Here is a 17,918-nt window from a genome sequence, read left to right as displayed (position 1 = left end):
AGTCCCTACCTGCACGACGCCGAAGCCAGAAGCTGCCGCGCGACAGAACCCCCCTAGCGCCAGAGCTTGCCGGGACTGACGAGCAGCCGACCGAGCGCTCGATCTCTACCAGCACCGTGGCTGCACCTCGGTCACACATTCGGGGGATCGCCGACCGGCATCATCCACGCGCGCGAGAGGATCGAAATCGCCCGTAGAGCATCATGATAAAGAAAACGGTCTTCTCCATGGCTCATGCCCGGTAGCTGGATCGGGCGATGCGAGGACGGTCGCCGAGCCAGTGCGGGTAGCGGCCGTCCCCATGGCCTGCAGGCGAGCAGCTAGAGCAGGTCTGGCGTCGGGATCGGATCGATCAATTTCAGCAGGTGAAGAACGATCCTCCTGATTAATCGCGTACGTTTGTCTCTGTCGCTCGAACCTTCATCAGGCACGGGCCAGAATACTCCAAACTGTTGTTCATTGATGGAAAAAAGGCCCGGCCATCAATGCGATGGCCGGGCGGAAGTCAGACGTCGACAGAGGGAGAGCTGCCGACGGTTATTTGCGGCGTAACGTTTACCGCAAAAATCTAATTGCGAAATGCTGATCGGCAGCAGCCCCTGGGGCTTGGAAGAAGTACCTGCTCCCGCATGCGAGCACTCGGAGTCCCTTTGTGCCATCCCGCAGGCGGGGATTGGCGCACTTGCATCGGCCTCCGCTCTGCACATATCGACCGCATTGGTATCGTCGTCTCACCACTTCAGAAAAACAGCGCGCCGCTCCTGCTTGCCAAGCATCCTCGTCAGCTACTTCAAAAGGTACAACTTGACGCTACGTCCGATTCAAGGGCTTTTGAGCTAGCCTCTTAAAGTTAAAGTCTCAACTGACTGGCGATGCGGGTCAGGCAAATCGACATACTCGGCGTTGGCGCAATGGTCGCCCGGGCCAGGCCGGACGCCGGTCTGGAAGCATTGCCAGAACGTGTTCGCGACGAGGTCATTCAGGGAACGTCGTGCGCTAAATTCTCATCCTTGAGCGTCTGGCCGCGGACGCAATGCCGACGCTTGCTCTCGACCCAGAGCAGCGTGAATGAGGCTCTGGAGCGTCGCGTGAGACGCCGACGACGAACTCGATCCTCTATGGGCACACACAGCGGTCCATCCGTCGGCCAGACCTTCGATGGGATCCGGGAGAATTGCCGCGGTTCGAAATCGGGCGCGTTCTGGGTCAAGAACCGCGACGCCGCCGTGGCTATCGTGACCGCGGCGACTGATGTTATGCCGCGCGATCCCCAGGCGGTTCGTGCAGAGCCCACCCCGAGGCGATAGCCGCGCGCTGGAAGATCACGGGCCTCAAGCGGGGGTGCGCCGAACTGGATAAGGCCCGCGACCGGTGAGGGCACGGCCGATAATCTTTACTCGAAGCGCGCCATTTCTTAACGTCGAAGCAGCCCGGACTTTGACTGGACGTTGTGGTCTTTTCAATCGAACCTATAGGACGCCTGGAAGAACGTACCCCAGCGCTCCATGCTGTACTTCGCAGACTGAGCCGGGACGCTGTTTAGCTCCCCGTCACAGACCCTGCATGTCACGCTGCTGTCCTTTTTGGTCCACATTGCCCAATAGCGCCCACCGCCACCGACGCTGAAATTCTTGGTAATGAAGTAGGACAACACGCCTTCTATCTGGACGCCGCCGCCACCATCCCCGCGCTGGTCGTAGAAGTGAGTCCGGTCGCGCAAGAGATGATTGTCGCGCCCTTTGAAATCGGTCCACGGCAGGTAAGCGACATCGGTGTTCAAGCGCCAGTGCTCGGTCAACATTGTTTCGGCGCTTAGGCCAATACGAGCTGCATTCCACTGAGTATTCTGGCTGCCAACGACCCTGTCGTCGTCAGGCGGCAAACATGTAAACTTCGGGTTAGCGATCTGTACACAGCCCCGCGAGTCGGAGCTCTGTTCGTAGTAGGTCCAGCCAATAAATCCGCCAACCTTGTAGCTGGCGCCGCGCAGGAACTCGTAACCCACGTCCGCGGTATAGTACGTGAACCTTCCGTTTTCTTGTCCTGACGCGTTGTTGATATAGGAGAAATAGTCGCGAGAGCCGCGATAGCGGGGGATACCCCAGTCTTGATTGTTGAGGTTTCCCTTGTCGAAGCGCCCAAGGCCAATGTTGGCCTTTAGGAACACTCCCCATGGGCTGTCGACACGGCCAAATAGCTCTCCGGAAAGTCCGTCGAGACCGTGATAGGTCAGCCTGGAAAAAAGAACGTCGGGGTCTTTGATGCCGAGGAAGGGCGTTACGCTGTCGTCCCATTGGAAGCGTCCCCGACTGAGCCAGAGCCGCGATCCACCTTCGAACGACCAACCGGCCGAATGAGCAATCGGCAGCCGGCCGGCGGGTGCTTTCGCAAACAGCGGTGCATCGGACCATTTCGCCGTCCAGGGGTCGACGCCAAAATGGTAGTTCAAGCCGATCTTTCCGACATGATAGTTGCTGGAGAGGCCCGTTGTGTTCGCCGGAACGATTGCGAGCGGCGGATCCTGCATCGTCGGAGGCGTTGCGACACTCGGTCCGGCGAAATGCAGATAGTTATACTCAGCTTTGACCGACCATGCGGGCGTAAGCGCTTGCTCAACGCCCAGCCCGATGATGGCACCGAAACGACCATAGCCGAAATGGGTTTTATTCTGTGGCCAGTTGCCCATAAGCTCGTTGTTATTGACGACGTCTCCCTGATTGTTTTGCCAAGCCACGCCTCCCTTGAGATAGCCCAGCGTGCGGCCCAGCGCGCCAAACGCGTAGCCGATGCGACCGGTCCCGGTCGCGAAGACGTTAGGACCGGCCTTGCAATTTGCGCTCACGACAAACCCCGAGTTGGCGAGGCAAGTATTTGTGCCGTCGGCGACGGCACCGCTGGCTTCGAGTTCGACACCAAAGACCCAGCCGTTCTTCTGCCAATTGTAGCCGATCTGGCCACCTGCGAGGAACACTGGGGTATCGACGACATCGCCATAGATCGACCGGCCATAGGGATTGCTGAAGGAGGTTCGGCCGTAGCCGCCGCCGAGGTGCCCGCCAATATAGCCTCCGGACCAGTCCCACACCGCCGCCGGCAATTTCACGTCGCGCTCAAGGTCTGCAGCATTCGCTGCACCACTTGCGACGAGCGCAATTGTCGTGGCTCCCACAAAAAGAATCTCCAGATGCCACCTAACACTTCCCTGCATTGTCTCGCCCTACAACCGAGCGCCCTTAAGTTATGGCGCAGCAAACCAGAGGCCGATCAGACGCGAACAGTCACACGCGCCGAATCGGTTCCGAAGACCATCGCACTGCGATTGGTGATGATGCCGCAAAGGCAGCAAGTGGCGTGCCAAAGTGAATTCGCGGGCTTGGCAGGCACTTCGTCGCGGCGTGTGGCGTCAAGTTACTGACATTGTCTCAATACGGACTGCCACGTAGCCACTGCGCGAGCGCTACTTGGCCAGCGCGGTATCATGGGTCTATGCCACAATGCGCTCGTCTCCCCTGGCTGCCGAAAGCATGAGCGTCTCGGTCCTAGGTGGCTGCAAGAGTGCCCCCGCTCATGATAGGAAAAACCAAAATCTTCCAGCAAGCTTGTGAGACTTTCGGCGTTGGCCAGCAAGTGATCGGCCTGTCCGCGTTCTGTCGTACCAAGCGCCAGAGAGTCGCGCGGAGTCCTGACGCAACTCACGGTTTTCGCCCGCTGTGCCCGGGGGGCACGGCAATCGGCTTGCCGGAAAATTCCTGTCTCTCATGACACCTGACGGAGTATATTTGCGCACCGCCGGCGCGCACCTTTGAAGGCCATTTTGCCGATGCGAAGATCAGCCTCATGACACTTGACGGCGAGCCACAGGTTCTTTCCATCCACATCGCCGGTGAGAGATCTGACCTTCAAAGTCTTCGTCTCAAAGTGGAACAAGAGCGGCCCGCCCGCCAAGAAGCCGATAGGCAGTGACGGCGAGCTCGGCGGCGGAGGCGAACGCACAGGAAGCGCGACCGTCAGCGGCTGATGACAAATCGCCGTCGGCTGAAGCGGTAACCCAGCATCAACCGGTACCGCATGGGGATCGGTCATCGCGGATTGGTGACAAGTACCGCGTTACGCATCGGCAAGAGAAACCCGCCGGCTTCCTGGTCGACAGGTTTTTTCACTGGGCTAGCCGTCCTGGCAGCTAATGCCGAGTCTGTCGCAGGTGAGGGCGAATGAATCCTTCGACTTGGAATCTTCAAAGCAAAACCTAGTGCCGATCTCAGCTCGGTCGGTCCACCAACTGACGTTAGCAGCTTTTTGCGATGCGGGAAGCTTCGCCTCGTAACAGGTCGAGCTGTTTCCCATGGCGATGGCGTCTAGGCAGATCGTCGTCGGCCCGCCCTAACCCATTACAACAAGTGCTCGCCGACACCCCATCGCGTCAAGGGTGAACCTTATAGTCGCCACGGGTACTGAGGAGCTGGGCTCATGACGGGGCAGCGCGCACAACACGAACTGATTGGCTGCTACGATTGCGGCAGCGGTGTCTCGTTTTCGGCCTTGGCTTGTCCGCATTGCGGCTCGCGTGAGCCAGCCGGGCCCTATGTGGAGAGCTCCAAAGAGCGACGCCTGCACCGGATCGAAGAGAAAAACGATCAGGCCTTGATTGGCATGACGGTCCTATGCTCCGGGATAGGCTTCTTCTACGGCGCGGTGATGATCGGCGCGTTCGGCGCCTTTGGCTACGGCTTGCTCGGCGCCATCGTCGGCGCGCCCGCTGGCTTCATCATCAATGTTACCCGGCGGCTTTTTGGCTGATTGCGGCTGAGGTTGCGAGAGGTCACGCACGATCTCCGCCATTCTTCCCTGCGAAGAGAAAAAGGCGGTTTGTTACCCACCAGAACAGAGGTTCTAAAACGTGGGTAACTGGGGGGTGTTTTCGTGAGTAATTTCAAGCGCTGTTTTGAGGCTTGGCGATCCCGGCAGGAAGGCTAAGCCGCAACTCTCAATAGGTTAGGGTGGCTAACCGGATTAGCGGCACTCAGCGCCGAAGGACTTCCGAGAGCGGTGGCTAACGAACTCCGGGTGATGTCATGACCGCCCTGGTTCGTCGCCGCCGGGTTTTTGCGTCGGATGTGAGGACCTTGGGGGGACTTGTGTCAGTGCACGCCGGCACCGACCGGTGCGATGGCTCCCCAGTCTTTCGGGTTGGCTACATCAGCCGCGGTGGCCATCTGCGGTTTACGTCGGCGCCCATTCAAGACGAGGCCTATGCGGCCGCCGCCGCGCGCGTCCTGAGCGAATTCGTTCAAGGGGAGGTCAAGCTTGCCCCCTGAAAAACGAAACCCCGCCACCAGGGGCGGGGCTCGCGCAATCCGTGATGCTGATCTGCTTGGGTGCGATCAGCTTCACGATAGTGATATCACCGCGGTGCTGCAAGAAAATCACGTGGCGCGAATCCTTCGCGTTGCGCCGGCTACAGCCGCAACGATCGCGCACCTCGCTTATGGGGGGCGCCCATGATCTTCACCGAACGCGGCTACATCGCCATGCCTAGGGCTATCCTAAGCGACCCAATGTTCGCAAATGAGCCCTACAGCGAACGGGAGGCCTTCCTCAGCCTTGTGGCCGATGCCGCATGGAAGCCCCGCAAGCTTCGCCTGCGACGCGCCGGACACGCGGTTTCGGCCATTGCCAGCGCTCGGCAAGGTAGCGGCTCGATGGCTGGCTCTCACCATCGTGCTCGATGCGCTGGTCATTCAGCACACGCCGTGGGCCAGCACGATCTTCATCGGTCTCCTGGAAGTGGTCCTGCTCTGCTACGTCGCGAGCCTGTGTGGTGTCGAAAGCGTCATCGTTCCGTTGGAGCGCTTGCTCAACAAATTGTTGAGCCTTCTGCCGGGCAAAGACGGCGAGAAGCCGTAACTCGGAAACTGTTGAGTGAGCATGCTGGTGGGGGAGGGATTGATAGAACGAGCACGTTATGGCCCGCCAGAGGGCAGTAGCTTCCATGCAAGACGCTTTGGCGTCGCGTCTTTGTTCACCAGCAGCACATCGACGGGGCCGCCAATGCCGGTCTCTGTTGGAATTAGCGCAGTCGTTCGTGAAGCCGCTTCGATCAAGTCGACAACGAAATCAGCGGCCAGCGACGGCTCGGCCGCTTTTATCGTAGACATTGTGCTGCGAAAGCGGCCGTACCGCTCGGTAAGAAACTGAGCCCCCGGGCCCGCAAAGACAGCTTGCTCTAGATAACTTGCCTCGCCGAACAACGACAGGCGAAATTCGCTATCGAGATCAAACGTCTCAGTTTTGAGCTCGCCCCGAACCGCTGCCCCGCTTATGTCGAGATTGACCGCAAAGCTCGTGATAGATGAGGTCTGCGTCGCAACTTCGTACCGTGCCACCGCAGCCTGGTAGAGCTGCATGCCGGATTGACGGACAAAATCGTTCGGATGTTCTGATACGTAGCGAGATGTTTCGCGGACGACCGCAGCAGATAGTTCTTGCATGTTATGGGCTGTTCTTACGGCCGCCGCCAACAGGTCTAAGGCACTGAATTTTGGTTTGTTGCTTCCAACGTGTTGACAGAGGTTCTCCGGCGGCACGTTTCGAAGGTCCCAGACGGTGCTGTAGCCGGCGACAAAAATGGCCGTTCGCTCTACACCTTCTACCTCTGCAATTTTGAAGACATTGTCGCATGCTGCAGTCCAACCCGCGCCGCTCAAAGTGAGACGGCTATCTGCTCCAATAATCAGGCCGGCCACCGTCGGAACGACAATGATAAGTGTCATCTGCTCCTTTCCCTCGCTACCTATCTAAACCATCGGAAGAGCGCGCCTAGGCCGTGCCACACCGTCGTCCGCACGAGGGTATCGGCGGCGGCCTCCACCAAAGGATTATTGGCGGCGGGAAGCCCTAGCTCAACTCTCAACGCTCCAGGCTCCTTTGCGCGATCGCGATCCGGCCGGCATTGTGCTTAGCTGCGGGCATGAACACCTCGTCCTGAGCCTCTTGGGGGAAGTGTGCAACCCGGACTCTCAAACCGTTGATGAAGGCATTCCATTTCGCCTCGGCCTCTGGGCCGCTGGCCTTCGTTCACAATGCATCACGCCAAAAATCATCAACGAGATCTTCGATTGCCATGTGCGTCCTCCCGACGGGAGTCATATGCATGCTCGGCTTATAAGGGCGCTAAGGTGCCATGTATGCCATAGCACGTCGGCCACCCCGCCTTGCTACTGTGATAGTGGTTGCACTGCCTTCATGAACTCGTGACCGAACCCTGTGAGTTGGTATCTGGCAAATGTTCTAGAGCCGGATTGTCGGCCGCCTGAAAAGATCGGCTCCTGATTTTTAAACTGGAAAGCGGCGACCAAACCTAATTTATCGAGATGCTCAACGTATATCGCAACATTCTCTGGGGCGAGTAGGCCGTCCCTCGGAAGCTCGTCGAGTTCGACTTTTCGATTGAAGAATCGGTTTGAGTGAGGGTCGTAGTCGTCGGTGCATTGGAAGTTGTAGTGGCCGTTGTTAAGCAGCTTTTCGTATATCGACCTTAAGATCACGGCCTCGTCCACCGAAAGTTGCTTGATCAGAGGTGCAAATGCTGGATGTGCATGACGCGCTGTGCCCCGATCGAAGGCCTTAGAAAGTAATTCATTGTACATTTCTGCGATCGGGGTGTCGTCGGGCTCGTACTTGATCGCTTCCAAGATCGGCCCGGCAATCTGAGGGGCGGGAAGGATGCGCCGCTCTTCCGGTATCTTTCTAACGGAGCGATCGAGAAAAGCTACGTACCGATCTTGCAGCGCCGCTGTGAACTGCAAAGGCGCGAGAGCAACACGCAGGGTCTTCACGAAATCAGCGAGGGCGGATCCCGTTTCACGCATCGCAGGTGAAACGCCGTCCTGGTATGCCTCCTTGATCGGAACTTGCTTGACCAGCTCAGTGGCAACCGCCGACGCTAAGTCTACCTCACTGGTCAAGCGCATCTCCATCGCATGGCGGTACCCGCCCCCAGCTTGGGCGCTGCGTCCGCGGGGTGAAGATCGATAAGCCAAAGTACCGAGCCACGGCAAAGCAGAGCCTCCACGTGTGCTACCCTATTTCTTTGTGCCGTAGGGGCTCTGATTGGTGGGCGCCAACGAAACTCCTTCCTCGGATGCTTTGTTGTAGATCGCGTTTTCAGTGCGGCCCAGCTTAATCCCGATCACGCGCGTCGGCGTGTTGCCTTTTGCTAGCTCCTTGAGCTGCCTGACCTCGCTGGGGGTCCACGCCTTGCCGCTATTCCTGGTCGACTTTGCCATTTCGTTCTCCTGGCGACCTTTCCGTTTCTCAGGTGCTTCGCACGGACCTGATCAGGCCCCGGCTGGTCCTTGCGCCACGTCAATGACATGGCGTTCTGTACCGACGGTGATGACGATGGTGTAGGTCTTTGGACCGCCGCCTTGATCAGCGGGCGGGGCAAGATGGAGTTGCCCGCCGTACCATTCGCCTGGCATCAAGGTGTTGTCCTTGATCACCGCTTGCTCCAGCGCCGCCATGTTGCGCTGTCCGGTCTCGACAGTGGCCGCGATCATCGCTTCGTTTTGAACGGCAGCGTTGTTCTGCGCGATAGCAGCCGCGGTGGGGCTGTAGAACGTTCCGGTGCGTCCGCTGGGGGTGGTGTAGCTGCCATGCCCCGCGTTCGCAGCACTATACGCGTTGGCACCCGCGGCCAGACCGGTGAGGAGGGCGGCGGCGACTTGCCGATTTCGCTCCTCCTGCACCAGCATCTCGTAGGTCACCACTTTCATTTCGAAGTCGGAGCCCGCGGCGTGCTGGACAGCCTCGACCTGTCCAACACGGAAGTCCACGGGCTGCTTGCCTAGATTGTTGATGCCGACCACGAAGACCGGCCTGCCGTTCGCTTGCAGTTGCCGAGCCGCGGGGCGCACCAGGACGAGCGAGCTCTTTTGCCGAGAGACGAGGGCGGGTTGCCCGTCTCGCATGAGGGACTGCTGCTGCGGATTTGACGCTCGGAAAGAAACAGTCTCGCCACCCGACATGCAGCCGCCCAACGCGGCGCAAAGTGCCAAAATGCCCAAATTACGCATGATGATGGATCCCCGAGCCCAAAAAGTTAATTGAAGCGCAACCGGCGCGCGAGATCAATAGCAGGTGCGCGCCGGCACCCTCGACCTGGGGAAATTACGGGTAAGGGGACGGCGGGTTCTTTTCTGTGAAAGATCGAGGCGTGGTGGGGCGCTACCGTCTGAATCAATCAAGAGCGAGTATCGTGATCACGTTCAACCTTAGGGAGGTCTTGGAATGACACGTATTTTGCTCGTTACTCTCACGCTTTCGTTTGTCGCCCCGATTACCAGCGCCATCGCTGGCCCATGAACCACGCGTCGGATCGCGCCTCAGACGGCTCTCGTTGCGGCGATCGCGCCGCCGATCGCAGGTCGGGCGGACGATAGATAGTTTAGATGAAGTAGGGCCCGCAGGTTTACCCTGGCGGGCCCCTTTTATGCCGTTACCAAGCTTACCGCGTCACGTCCCTTGCGACTCGAGTCGGCTTCTCACGCTGAGCCGTGATGCACCTGGTGATGGTGCTGCAGACCCGAACGTGTTTGTGGCCGCCCCTGCAAAAGAAATGACAGCCATGGACTGGAACGATTATCTCATCGGTACTCCCTAGCAGGCCAAGGGGTACAGGCATGTGAGCCAACACAGGTGTAGTCGCCAACAAACCAGCAGCAATCGCAAACACGAAAACCGTTTTCATGGCAATCTCCCACTTTTTGTTTGGGGAGAACATCGCAACACACTCTCGCCAAAAGATCAATTTCCGATTGACTTTCAACGGCATCACTTCGCTCGGTTGAGCGCTCTCATGACGCCGATGCGGGCAAATAGCGTCCGCTGCCGGCCTTCTGCCACAGGATCAGCGCCTCCATCGCCTCCTGGCGCGGTGTGCTCGGAAGGGATGGGACTTTCCGGCGCAGGTTAGTGCAACACGCGGGCGGCCTCGGCGAGCCGGACCTTTTTTCTGAGCTCCTCGAGCTCCTGAAGCATTTTTAAGAGATCTGGCAGCACTTGTGCACGTTCAAAAGCTCGTCCCTTTTGTCCCATCTCTCGACGCCTCCATGGCACGCTGACGCGAGCGACATCAAGGCGCAAGCACGCAAATTTTCCCCTGCAAGGGAATGGACAATCTTAACAAAATCATGGTGGACTGGAAGTTGGGTTTGATCACCCGGACCGAGAATAGAGCCGGATTCCCTGGCAGGAATTACCCTGACGGCTGGCAGCATTGGGCGGCGGCTGACGAGCCTTCGAGGCTCAGAACGGACGCGCTTGGCGGCGGCTCCGAACACGCCGGTTCACGCTGGCGGGCCTCTGCCGGTTCGGAAGGCGGCTTGTCCGCAGGCGAAGAAGTAAGCGAACGTAGGTGCGGATTCTGGCTGGCGGCACGACAAAAGTGGCGCCAGCCCCGGGGCAATGGGCGGAGGAGCTGGGGGTAGCAGCTTCACGCCTCAACAACGTGACGCTGAAACAGAACGCCCCAGCTCGGTGCCAGCCCCGGAGCTGAGGCTTTCTGATGGCTTGTGTACATTTTTGCACCAAGGCCGACGCGAACATGCCCCCGACATTATCGAACGGCAGTAAGGCCGCCTCAGTTTGGCGCTAGGTCAGTGCTGCAACCTTTTCCCGTTTAGATAGCTATGCTTAGATATCCCAGCTCTAGTAGCGGGGGGTACAATGAGAAATGACCGGATCGTTACGGCCGCCATCATTGCAGTTGGCGCCGTCAACACGGTGCTCGTAGCGATAGCTCTCTTGTCCTTCTGAGCACCCGTAGATTTCCCAATGGATAAGGGCCGGCTCAGCTGACGGCCTCTCGTTTCCGGCCCGCGAATTGCGACGGCATGCCGCTCTCCGGGCCTGATATCGGCTCCCCGGTTGCCACAACCAGCGCAGACGAAACGCGGCTCGATGTCAGACAGGCGGACCTCATCAGGCCAGCGATCGGCCCTGAACGCGACGTGGTGGCCGCAATGGCAGTGAACCAAGACGCCGCGCGGGCCCATTTTGCGCATCTCGCCGAACGTAACCTTGAGCGGCCGGTCGTCGGCATGTGTAGGTGTGTGGCGTCGAACAGAGCAAGGCATGCCATCAAAACGGCATCGTAAGTAGCTCGCAAATTATCAATCCCTTGGGCATCGGAACGCGCGCGAGCTACTGCGCGTCGTGGGTGTGGACGAGCCGCACCGCCGAACCTTTCACCCCGGTGAGGGGATGGATTTTTTACCAAATCAGTGGTGAGATAGGTGTGAGAACCCGGATCAGCGATAGGCAAGCTCATGGTTGGCGCCATTGAAGCTGCCGAGGCGCTATGAGCCTTGGCGGGCTCAGACGTATGCCGCCCAACGCGCCGCCCGGCTTGCCGCCATGACACCCGACCAGCTCGCGGCCCATGACGCCTGGCACAGGGCCCGCAAGCCAGGCCTCACGAAGGCCGTTAGGAGGGCTGAACGTGAGCGGACGCGTCAGAATGCGGACGCGCGGCGTTTGCTCCCTGAGCAGCCGTCTGAGGCAAGTAGGCCTCATCGCGCTCGCGATTGAGATTGCCTTTGCCGTGCGGATCCTCGCCGGATCGCTGCTAGCCGGCGCGATGGGCGCGCTCTGGTTCGTTGCTCTCATGTCCCACAATGCAACGCACTACGTTGGGGCCCACGATCCGCAGATTGCCGGACAGGCGATAGGGGGGCGGGCTTCGTCTGGTTTCTGACGCGCGATCGGGCCGGGCGGCTGCCAGTGCCGCCTCTGTTGCTGATGGTGCTTGCTGGCTTCTGGAAGCACAACATAATCGTGATGCCGGCGACCGCCGTTCTGTGGCTCTTGCTGCGCGATTGGAGCGCTGGGGCGCGGCCGGTGCTTGTATGCGCTCTCGCTGCGGCCGTTGGCCTCTTCGCGTGTGGTATGATCTTCGGGACGGTCTTCTACGCCAACCTATTGACCAGCCGGGCCTACTCCGTGGGCCATCTCGTTAGCCAGGTCGGCTCCCTTCACTGGCTGGCGCTCGCCGGGACCATTTGGGGCATTTGGGCCTGGTTTAGCGCGGTAGCTATCCATTCCGCTTTACAGCTCTGCATGCGGCTCTCGGTCTTCTTTCCTGCCTGCTTCAGTGGCTCCGGGATGGAGTTTTCGGGAACGCCGCGTTCGATCTGACGATCGCGCTTAGCGTCAGATTAAGGCGTCTCCGATCGGGGCGAACTCGGCGCGCGTGCTGCTGGTTGTTCTCCTGGCTCTGCGCCTAGTCGCATCAGGGCGGCAAGAAAGCGCCATTGTGGTGTTTAGCCCGGAATTCCGAGCCGACTACATCGCCAGAGCTGAGATCATGAGAGCGGCCGCGTGGAGCGTGTCCAAGATCGAGGGGCCCGTCTACTGCAAGCAGAACAATCTTGTTTGCAGAGCAGCTGGCAAAGCGTTCGTGGTCGACGATTTCAAGACCGATCAGCTGTTGGCGACAGGGAGGGCTAGCGAGGCTGATCTCGCTGCTATGCTCGAAGAGCGGGGGATTACAGTGGTCGACAAGCCCCCGCTGCTTATCGCGTCGAAGCCCAGGCACTCGCCCCAGCGCTGACGCCCCGCTAACCAAAGCTCTGATCTAGCGAATTCAGACCTGTGGCCGATGTCAGTGCGTCAGTCGTACAGCTGGTGAAAAAGCAGATCGATGCGCGCCAGAATTTCGGTCGTCAAAGCTGAAATATCTTCCGCTTTGTCGCGGTCCGGCTCTCGTTCTAAATCGTCGAATGGGTCATTCGTGGCCAAGTTTCTCAGTCGCCCCACATCATTGACGATGTCTATTGCCAACGGGCAGTCGAAAAACAAGTGGCGCAGATGCGTTGCAACGCCTTGCTTGGTTTTTCGCTTCAGATCGGTTGCAGTAATCCCGAACGTTTGAAGCTTGCGTTTTGCGGCCATTAACTTCGCCGGCCGATCGTCATCTGCCGCGTCCAGCCAAGCGGCGGTGCAGGCCTCCGTCGCCTCGACTAAGGAACTTTTAGCCAATTCCTTCAGTTCGAGCACCTCTTTGCGGCGGTCTCGGATCTGCGCGAACCTGTGTGCGACCCAAAGGCCCAACACGGCTACGACAACGCCCGGTAGCGTCGGCGCGTAGAGGGCAAGATCCGTCCATGCGGTTGGGCGCGGCTCGAGTTGTACTGCGATCGTCTGGGGTTGGGTGGACGGCGCGATGTTGATCGTGACCGGCTGTGTCATTAATGAGCGTGTGCAACCGCGAGCATCGAGGACGCGCTGTTCGGCTCGGCCAGTTCGATAGCTTCCCTTACGATCATGAGATAGCTCTCGTCGAGGTCCGATTTGACGCGCACACGCTGCTGTACATCTGCCTTGGCCATCCCTTCTGCGAAAACGAGCCCGCCAAAAGCTTCGTCCAAGAACGAGGAGCCAATACCTGTCGTGCCGTCGAGGTCGATTACCACCACGTCGTTTTTGGCAAGCGCGTCCACGAGGACTTTTCGGAATTTTTCACCGCTGAACGGCCCCTGCTTAATATAGCGAGGTCCGACATGCCGGCTGAAGTCCTTCGCCAGGGAGATTCGCCGCTCACTCATCTTGGATCTCCACCTTAGACCCCGCGTGCCTTACTCGCCATTGTATCAGAGTTCCTCCAATAGAAGAGGGAAAATCGGTGGTGGTTTCGTGGTTGTTCTTCGCGTAGGTATATAGTCCGCGGTTAGAGCACACGCGGAGCTCCCCATCGTCGCAAGTATCTATAAACCGTTTCATGTCCTGAAACCCACGGCCGCGCCCGCGCTGGGACGTGGAGGTTCGGTGGAGCTCGGTGGCGGCGGCTATCATGTTCCCGTCCGTGGGGGCCCAACCCGTGTTCAAGATGGCTTTCAAGGCCTCGAACACAGTAGGTAATAAAGTTCTAGGAATTCCAACACCCTGATCTAGAATCAGCACCATCATCTCCTTGTGAGCAGGGTTAACGTAGCCCGCCAGCCACCAGCGCTGCGGCATAGCGTCGTAGTCCCCGCGCGTCACGTAGGCGTGTTCGTGTGCATTGCCCATTGCTTCCTTTAAAGCTGCGACCATCCTGCTTTTCGCGAGTGCAGACATCTCGAAGGCCCCCTTCACAACGAGATCGCAAAAGCTTGCGGCAAGCCCGGGGTGAACTGAGTTCATGCTGTGGAACCGTACGTAATACGGACGCTCTCCCCTCGGGCGTTGGTCCTCAATCTCATCGATCTCATTAAGGCCGAGCACACGGAAAAAGCCCATTTCTCGCAGCTGGAAAAAGACGTTGCGGTCCGACGGGTAGTTGCCGATGACCGACCTCCCGCTTCGCCAAACCCTCAGCTGTCTGCACCGAAATACCTCGGCAACCAAAAGGAGCGCGGCGGCAGGTTCAAGTTCCTGTAGTTGATTAAAATACAGAAAAACCGGAATTCGACGACCCAAGACGAGGTCCCGGATGGTGGCGAGAACCGCGACCGTTTCCTCGTAATTGGTGCGAAGCGAGAAAACCGACGGAATCATTACTGGAACCCGCGCTGTTTGCTCCGGTGCCTCAACCTTGTATCGGGCCTCGAAATCGCGCCGGTATGCTGCTAAGTACGCAGATTGATGAGTGCGGACCAGGAATTTGATCCGTGATACAGCGCGACGACGCCGATCGCGCCGCGTGCGCCTGCGTAGCGCGCGGAGAAGTTTGTTCTTCCTCTCGCTTCCCAAACGTTTCATTCGGCGAGGAAATTCCTGCTGCACGTATCGCTTGTGCGCACGTACAATGGGCAGCCGAATGAAAGCAATCGGAACCCGGTTGGGCCTGACAGTTTTGGGCGTGTCGAAGCTATCTCGAGAAAACAGGCCCGTTTTCGGCCTGTCACGCGGGGAGGCGCCTTTGCCGCGCGCGGTAGTGAAATCAAAGGTTTAGCCAAACAAACCGGAAGGCTAACGCAATAAGTTGCTGCCGGCGAGTGTGATTACCGCTCCCTTGCGAAAAACCTTTAACCATTGTTGCTCCCAAGCGGATTGGCAAACTTGGGCTAGCACTGCACCCCCGACGATAAACAGCGTTTGTGGCTTATCATTCGCGGTTTTCGGCTTAATTGCCCCCCGGATAGGCCGGCGCGCGTTCGCTCGGGAGCACATGCTGGAAGAACTCTTCGCTTGTTCGGGTGACCCTGCCGGTTTCCGAGCTCGAAGCCCGTTTGTTACCGAGGTTCCTGCAACCGGCGGAGTAGAAACAAGCCGGGCGCTGAGAAATTATCCGCTAACAAACAACGGCTTAGGTTGCGCCGCAGCGCAACTCCGGGGTTTTCTCCGGGGACACCGCACTGCCAGTCAGGATCTTTGGCTATGCGCTCGCTCGGCCCGCGCCAGCATACCGATTTGCCGCAGGCCTTTAGCTCGTCGCGGTCGCCGATCGGCTCCGCGCAACGGAAGCAGACCTGCATCCGGATCTTCGGGCCGCCGGGTTGCGAGCGCGGCCGCTGGTGCGTTACTTCGGTCAGCGGGGCTGTCTGAGATGGCCACGAGAGTGATAGGAAACCACCCGGGGGTGGCTGGCGGCTCATGCCCACCGGCTAAAGTGATCGTCACGCCTAACCCCGTTGCGCTCGACCTAGTCGCCAGCCTGGCCCGGCCCGAGGAAACGTGACGGGCGTAAGCTATTTCAATGAAGCGATCGTCGCGAAGCGCGTACAGCTCCTGAAGGAGTTCGTGCCGGGGCTTACCCGGATCGCCGTCCTCAGGAATCCAACCATCGCCGTCCATGCCACCTTCTGGCGTGAGACCGAGGTGCCAGCCCAAACGTTGGGGCTGGTGCTTCAGGAAGCAGTGTTTGCCGACCAGACAGCGGCAGACCTCTCGGTCCCAGCTCATTTTTCGATCCGGACAAACCTCCAGGCTGGGGCCGATGTGGTCTACTCCGGAAGCGAGCCTTTTCCTTCTAGCAGCCGCATATGAGTGTCGCTCTCGTGCGGCTCGAGCCAACCGCCGCGTGCCTGATCCCGGCTCTGAACTCCGCTGCGTTGGCTTTCAGCCTGTAAAAGAAACCATGCGTTGATCTCTCGATAATGATGCGTCCGTCCTGGACTGCATCAACGCTCTTTGCGAGCTCGATCAGCTTGCGGTCGCGCTCGAAAATATCGGAACAGCACATTCGTCGCCGTGCTATCTCGAAGCGTGTCCTACCAACAAGATCAAGGTCGATCACTCTTTCGTCGCCTCGTTCGGCCAGAGCGAGGGCTCGTATGCCATCAGTAAAGTCCGGCTCGGCCCGGGGCTTGTCGCGCGGGTCCTCGCTGATGACCTCGCGACGGAGGCCCACATGTCGCTCTCATTGTCGGGGGCTGCGACAAGATGCAGGCATACCAGTCGGGGCGCCCCAGGCAGCGCGCGGCTTCCAAGTAATAAAGGAATGGTTCCTGTCCACGTGGTTCATCGAGCCGCAGCTGTCGAGTGAACGGGGCGATTGCACGTGCGTTCTGCGCGCCAAGAATGGCAGGGCAAAGCCTTCTCCGCTCGTAGTCTGCTGGGGCTGGACAACCACATGGGCGAACCGCGAGTTTATAGAGTGCTGGCCTGAGCTTGCCGGGATCGACTGTGAAGCGCTCCCGTGCTGGATTGGAGCGACAAGTTTGTCAATTGCTTAGAAGGCGGCGTGCACGATGTGTGCACCGAGAGGTCAAGAAAACTCTCATCACAGCCAATGTGAGCATGCTCTTTGGAGTTGGTTGGTTAGGCGGAAGCCACGGTCAGAACACTGCGTGGTTGGCCCGTTGTTCTGGTGCCGGCGAACGTCTGGGGAGCTGCTGCCGGGCAGTTCACGTTTTGCCGACACTCCGCAGGCGGCGTCTGAAAGGCGCGGATCATGTTTGCCGGGCTGCCGAATCCAACACGTGAGATATTTGTCGAACCACAGCGGGTTGCTTCCAGAAGAATGCGGACCGGTTCGATCCTGATGTTTTTGACGAAGCGAGCAGGAGTCCATCATCTCGTTCGTGAACGCGCGACTGAAGGCTCCGGGAGCTCATCGCAGCGCGCTCGGCAAGTGCGAAGACCGAAAGATTGACGGCGAGCAGCGAAAGAATCAGGGCTCATATCGGTCGTTTCGGTCAATTTTGGTAGATCTTGACGGCCGCCGCACAGCGCTGCTGCACCTCGTTCAAGGGCACGACCTCGACAAATCTCGCGTGTGGACCAATTGTTGCTGGAAAGGCAACGAGTTGTCCCCCAAGGCTCGATCAGAGCTGGGCCTCTTCTCGGAACCTGTTGGCCCCGGGGAAAGGAGGGCGTTCGAAGCGCCTTTCTTTCGCAATAAACTGAGACTTGATTATTAGCTTAGACGATTCCGATCAAATGGGAGTGGTTCACCGCCGAGCGGATAGATTGCCGGTGGATGCAGACAGCGCGATGGCAATGATCAAGAAGACCAGTTCGCTGGCGACACAGAGACTTGAAAATGTCGACACGGCCGCCGCGGGACGCATAGGCGCTCGCTTGCGGGCGAGCCGTCGGCAGAAGAATATGACCCTCGATGAACTAGCGGAGACAACGGGCCTCAATAAGGGATTTCTCTCGCGGATCGAGAAGGACGCCAAAGCTCCATCTATCGCGACGGTAATGAAGTTGTCGCGTGCCCTGGACATTCCGGTCGCGCGCCTCTTCGGCGAGCAAGTTGGCGACTCGGACATTCATCTTGTTCGCGCTGCGAACCGCAAGCCTGAAGACGTGGTCAGGCTGGCGACGATGAGGCGTTGATCGATGTTGCTCAGAACTTTGTATCTTAAGGTCGCTATCGCCGTGCAGCTCTCATCGCACCTTCGTTGTGGGTGAGCGCTTGGATGAATTCCTCGAGAGTGGGTTGTGGAGCTTGGAGCTTGTGAAGCTCTTCGGGATTCAATTTGGTGTAGCGC

At 58.9% G+C, this 17,918-nt stretch carries 14 protein-coding genes; 6 read left to right on the top strand and 8 right to left on the bottom strand.

The features are described 5' to 3' along the window. Positions 1 to 1,459 precede the first annotated feature (1,459 nt). On the bottom strand, positions 1,460 to 3,169 hold the full coding sequence (locus tag I6F31_RS04605) for an outer membrane beta-barrel protein (protein WP_225184826.1): 1,710 nt from the start codon (positions 3,167 to 3,169) through the stop codon (positions 1,460 to 1,462). 1,298 nt (positions 3,170 to 4,467) lie between these two features. Here I6F31_RS04605 and I6F31_RS04600 point away from each other — a divergent pair. Together I6F31_RS04600 and I6F31_RS04595 are read left to right on the top strand one after the other, a co-directional pair. After that, the gene (locus tag I6F31_RS04600; RefSeq protein ID WP_225184825.1) at positions 4,468 to 4,797 is read left to right on the top strand and encodes a hypothetical protein; all 330 of its coding nucleotides are present in this window, start codon (positions 4,468 to 4,470) and stop codon (positions 4,795 to 4,797) included. 873 nt (positions 4,798 to 5,670) lie between these two features. Beyond that, positions 5,671 to 5,904 (top strand): hypothetical protein, encoded by a 234-nt coding sequence (locus I6F31_RS04595; protein WP_225184824.1) that lies wholly within the window; start codon positions 5,671 to 5,673, stop codon positions 5,902 to 5,904. A gap of 56 nt (positions 5,905 to 5,960) precedes the next feature. Here I6F31_RS04595 and I6F31_RS04590 read toward each other — a convergent pair whose 3' ends face one another. From I6F31_RS04590 to I6F31_RS04575, 4 genes are all read right to left on the bottom strand, one after another. Next, positions 5,961 to 6,770 carry a hypothetical protein gene (locus tag I6F31_RS04590; protein WP_225184823.1) on the bottom strand — a complete coding sequence of 270 codons (810 nt, stop codon included), beginning with the start codon at positions 6,768 to 6,770 and terminating at the stop codon, positions 5,961 to 5,963. 444 nt (positions 6,771 to 7,214) lie between these two features. Then, positions 7,215 to 7,964, bottom strand: coding sequence for a DUF4393 domain-containing protein (locus I6F31_RS04585; protein WP_225184822.1), 750 nt, complete (start codon positions 7,962 to 7,964; stop codon positions 7,215 to 7,217). 117 nt (positions 7,965 to 8,081) lie between these two features. Continuing rightward, the gene (locus I6F31_RS04580) at positions 8,082 to 8,285 is read right to left on the bottom strand and encodes a hypothetical protein (protein ID WP_225184821.1); all 204 of its coding nucleotides are present in this window, start codon (positions 8,283 to 8,285) and stop codon (positions 8,082 to 8,084) included. A 51-nt stretch (positions 8,286 to 8,336) separates the two neighbouring features. Next, positions 8,337 to 9,074: a hypothetical protein gene (locus I6F31_RS04575; RefSeq protein ID WP_225184820.1), complete on the bottom strand. Its 738-nt coding sequence runs from the start codon at positions 9,072 to 9,074 to the stop codon at positions 8,337 to 8,339. A gap of 2,707 nt (positions 9,075 to 11,781) precedes the next feature. Between I6F31_RS04575 and I6F31_RS04565 the strand changes: the two genes are divergently transcribed. Together I6F31_RS04565 and I6F31_RS04560 are read left to right on the top strand one after the other, a co-directional pair. Next, positions 11,782 to 12,195 (top strand): hypothetical protein, encoded by a 414-nt coding sequence (locus I6F31_RS04565; RefSeq protein WP_225184819.1) that lies wholly within the window; start codon positions 11,782 to 11,784, stop codon positions 12,193 to 12,195. A 55-nt stretch (positions 12,196 to 12,250) separates the two neighbouring features. Continuing rightward, complete coding sequence (locus tag I6F31_RS04560) at positions 12,251 to 12,610, top strand: hypothetical protein (RefSeq protein ID WP_225184818.1); 360 nt, start codon at positions 12,251 to 12,253, stop codon at positions 12,608 to 12,610. 59 nt (positions 12,611 to 12,669) lie between these two features. Here the strand turns inward: I6F31_RS04560 and I6F31_RS04555 are convergent, their stop codons facing one another. Genes I6F31_RS04555 through I6F31_RS04545 form a run of 3 tightly spaced genes read right to left on the bottom strand, consistent with a single transcriptional unit; the run spans position 12,670 to position 14,535 of the window. Then, positions 12,670 to 13,248, bottom strand: coding sequence for a hypothetical protein (locus I6F31_RS04555; RefSeq protein ID WP_225184817.1), 579 nt, complete (start codon positions 13,246 to 13,248; stop codon positions 12,670 to 12,672). Further along, complete coding sequence (locus I6F31_RS04550) at positions 13,248 to 13,604, bottom strand: STAS-like domain-containing protein (protein WP_225184816.1); 357 nt, start codon at positions 13,602 to 13,604, stop codon at positions 13,248 to 13,250. Before I6F31_RS04550 ends, I6F31_RS04555 begins: the two co-directional genes overlap by 1 nt. Continuing rightward, a complete protein-coding gene (locus I6F31_RS04545) occupies positions 13,597 to 14,535 on the bottom strand; it encodes a hypothetical protein (RefSeq protein WP_225184815.1) in 939 nt (312 codons plus the stop codon). Before I6F31_RS04545 ends, I6F31_RS04550 begins: the two co-directional genes overlap by 8 nt. 1,119 nt (positions 14,536 to 15,654) lie before the next feature. On the opposite strand from I6F31_RS04545, the gene I6F31_RS04540 reads away from it, so the two are divergent. Both I6F31_RS04540 and I6F31_RS04535 read left to right on the top strand, forming a co-directional pair. After that, the gene (locus I6F31_RS04540) at positions 15,655 to 15,966 is read left to right on the top strand and encodes a hypothetical protein (protein WP_225184814.1); all 312 of its coding nucleotides are present in this window, start codon (positions 15,655 to 15,657) and stop codon (positions 15,964 to 15,966) included. Positions 15,967 to 17,421: 1,455 nt separating this feature from the next. Then, the gene (locus I6F31_RS04535) at positions 17,422 to 17,763 is read left to right on the top strand and encodes a helix-turn-helix transcriptional regulator (protein WP_225184813.1); all 342 of its coding nucleotides are present in this window, start codon (positions 17,422 to 17,424) and stop codon (positions 17,761 to 17,763) included. Positions 17,764 to 17,918: the final 155 nt, after the last annotated feature.

Source organism: Bradyrhizobium sp. NBAIM01 (assembly GCF_020194115.1).
Taxonomy (GTDB): domain Bacteria; phylum Pseudomonadota; class Alphaproteobacteria; order Rhizobiales; family Xanthobacteraceae; genus Bradyrhizobium; species Bradyrhizobium yuanmingense.
This window is presented reverse-complemented; position numbering and strand designations above follow the sequence as displayed.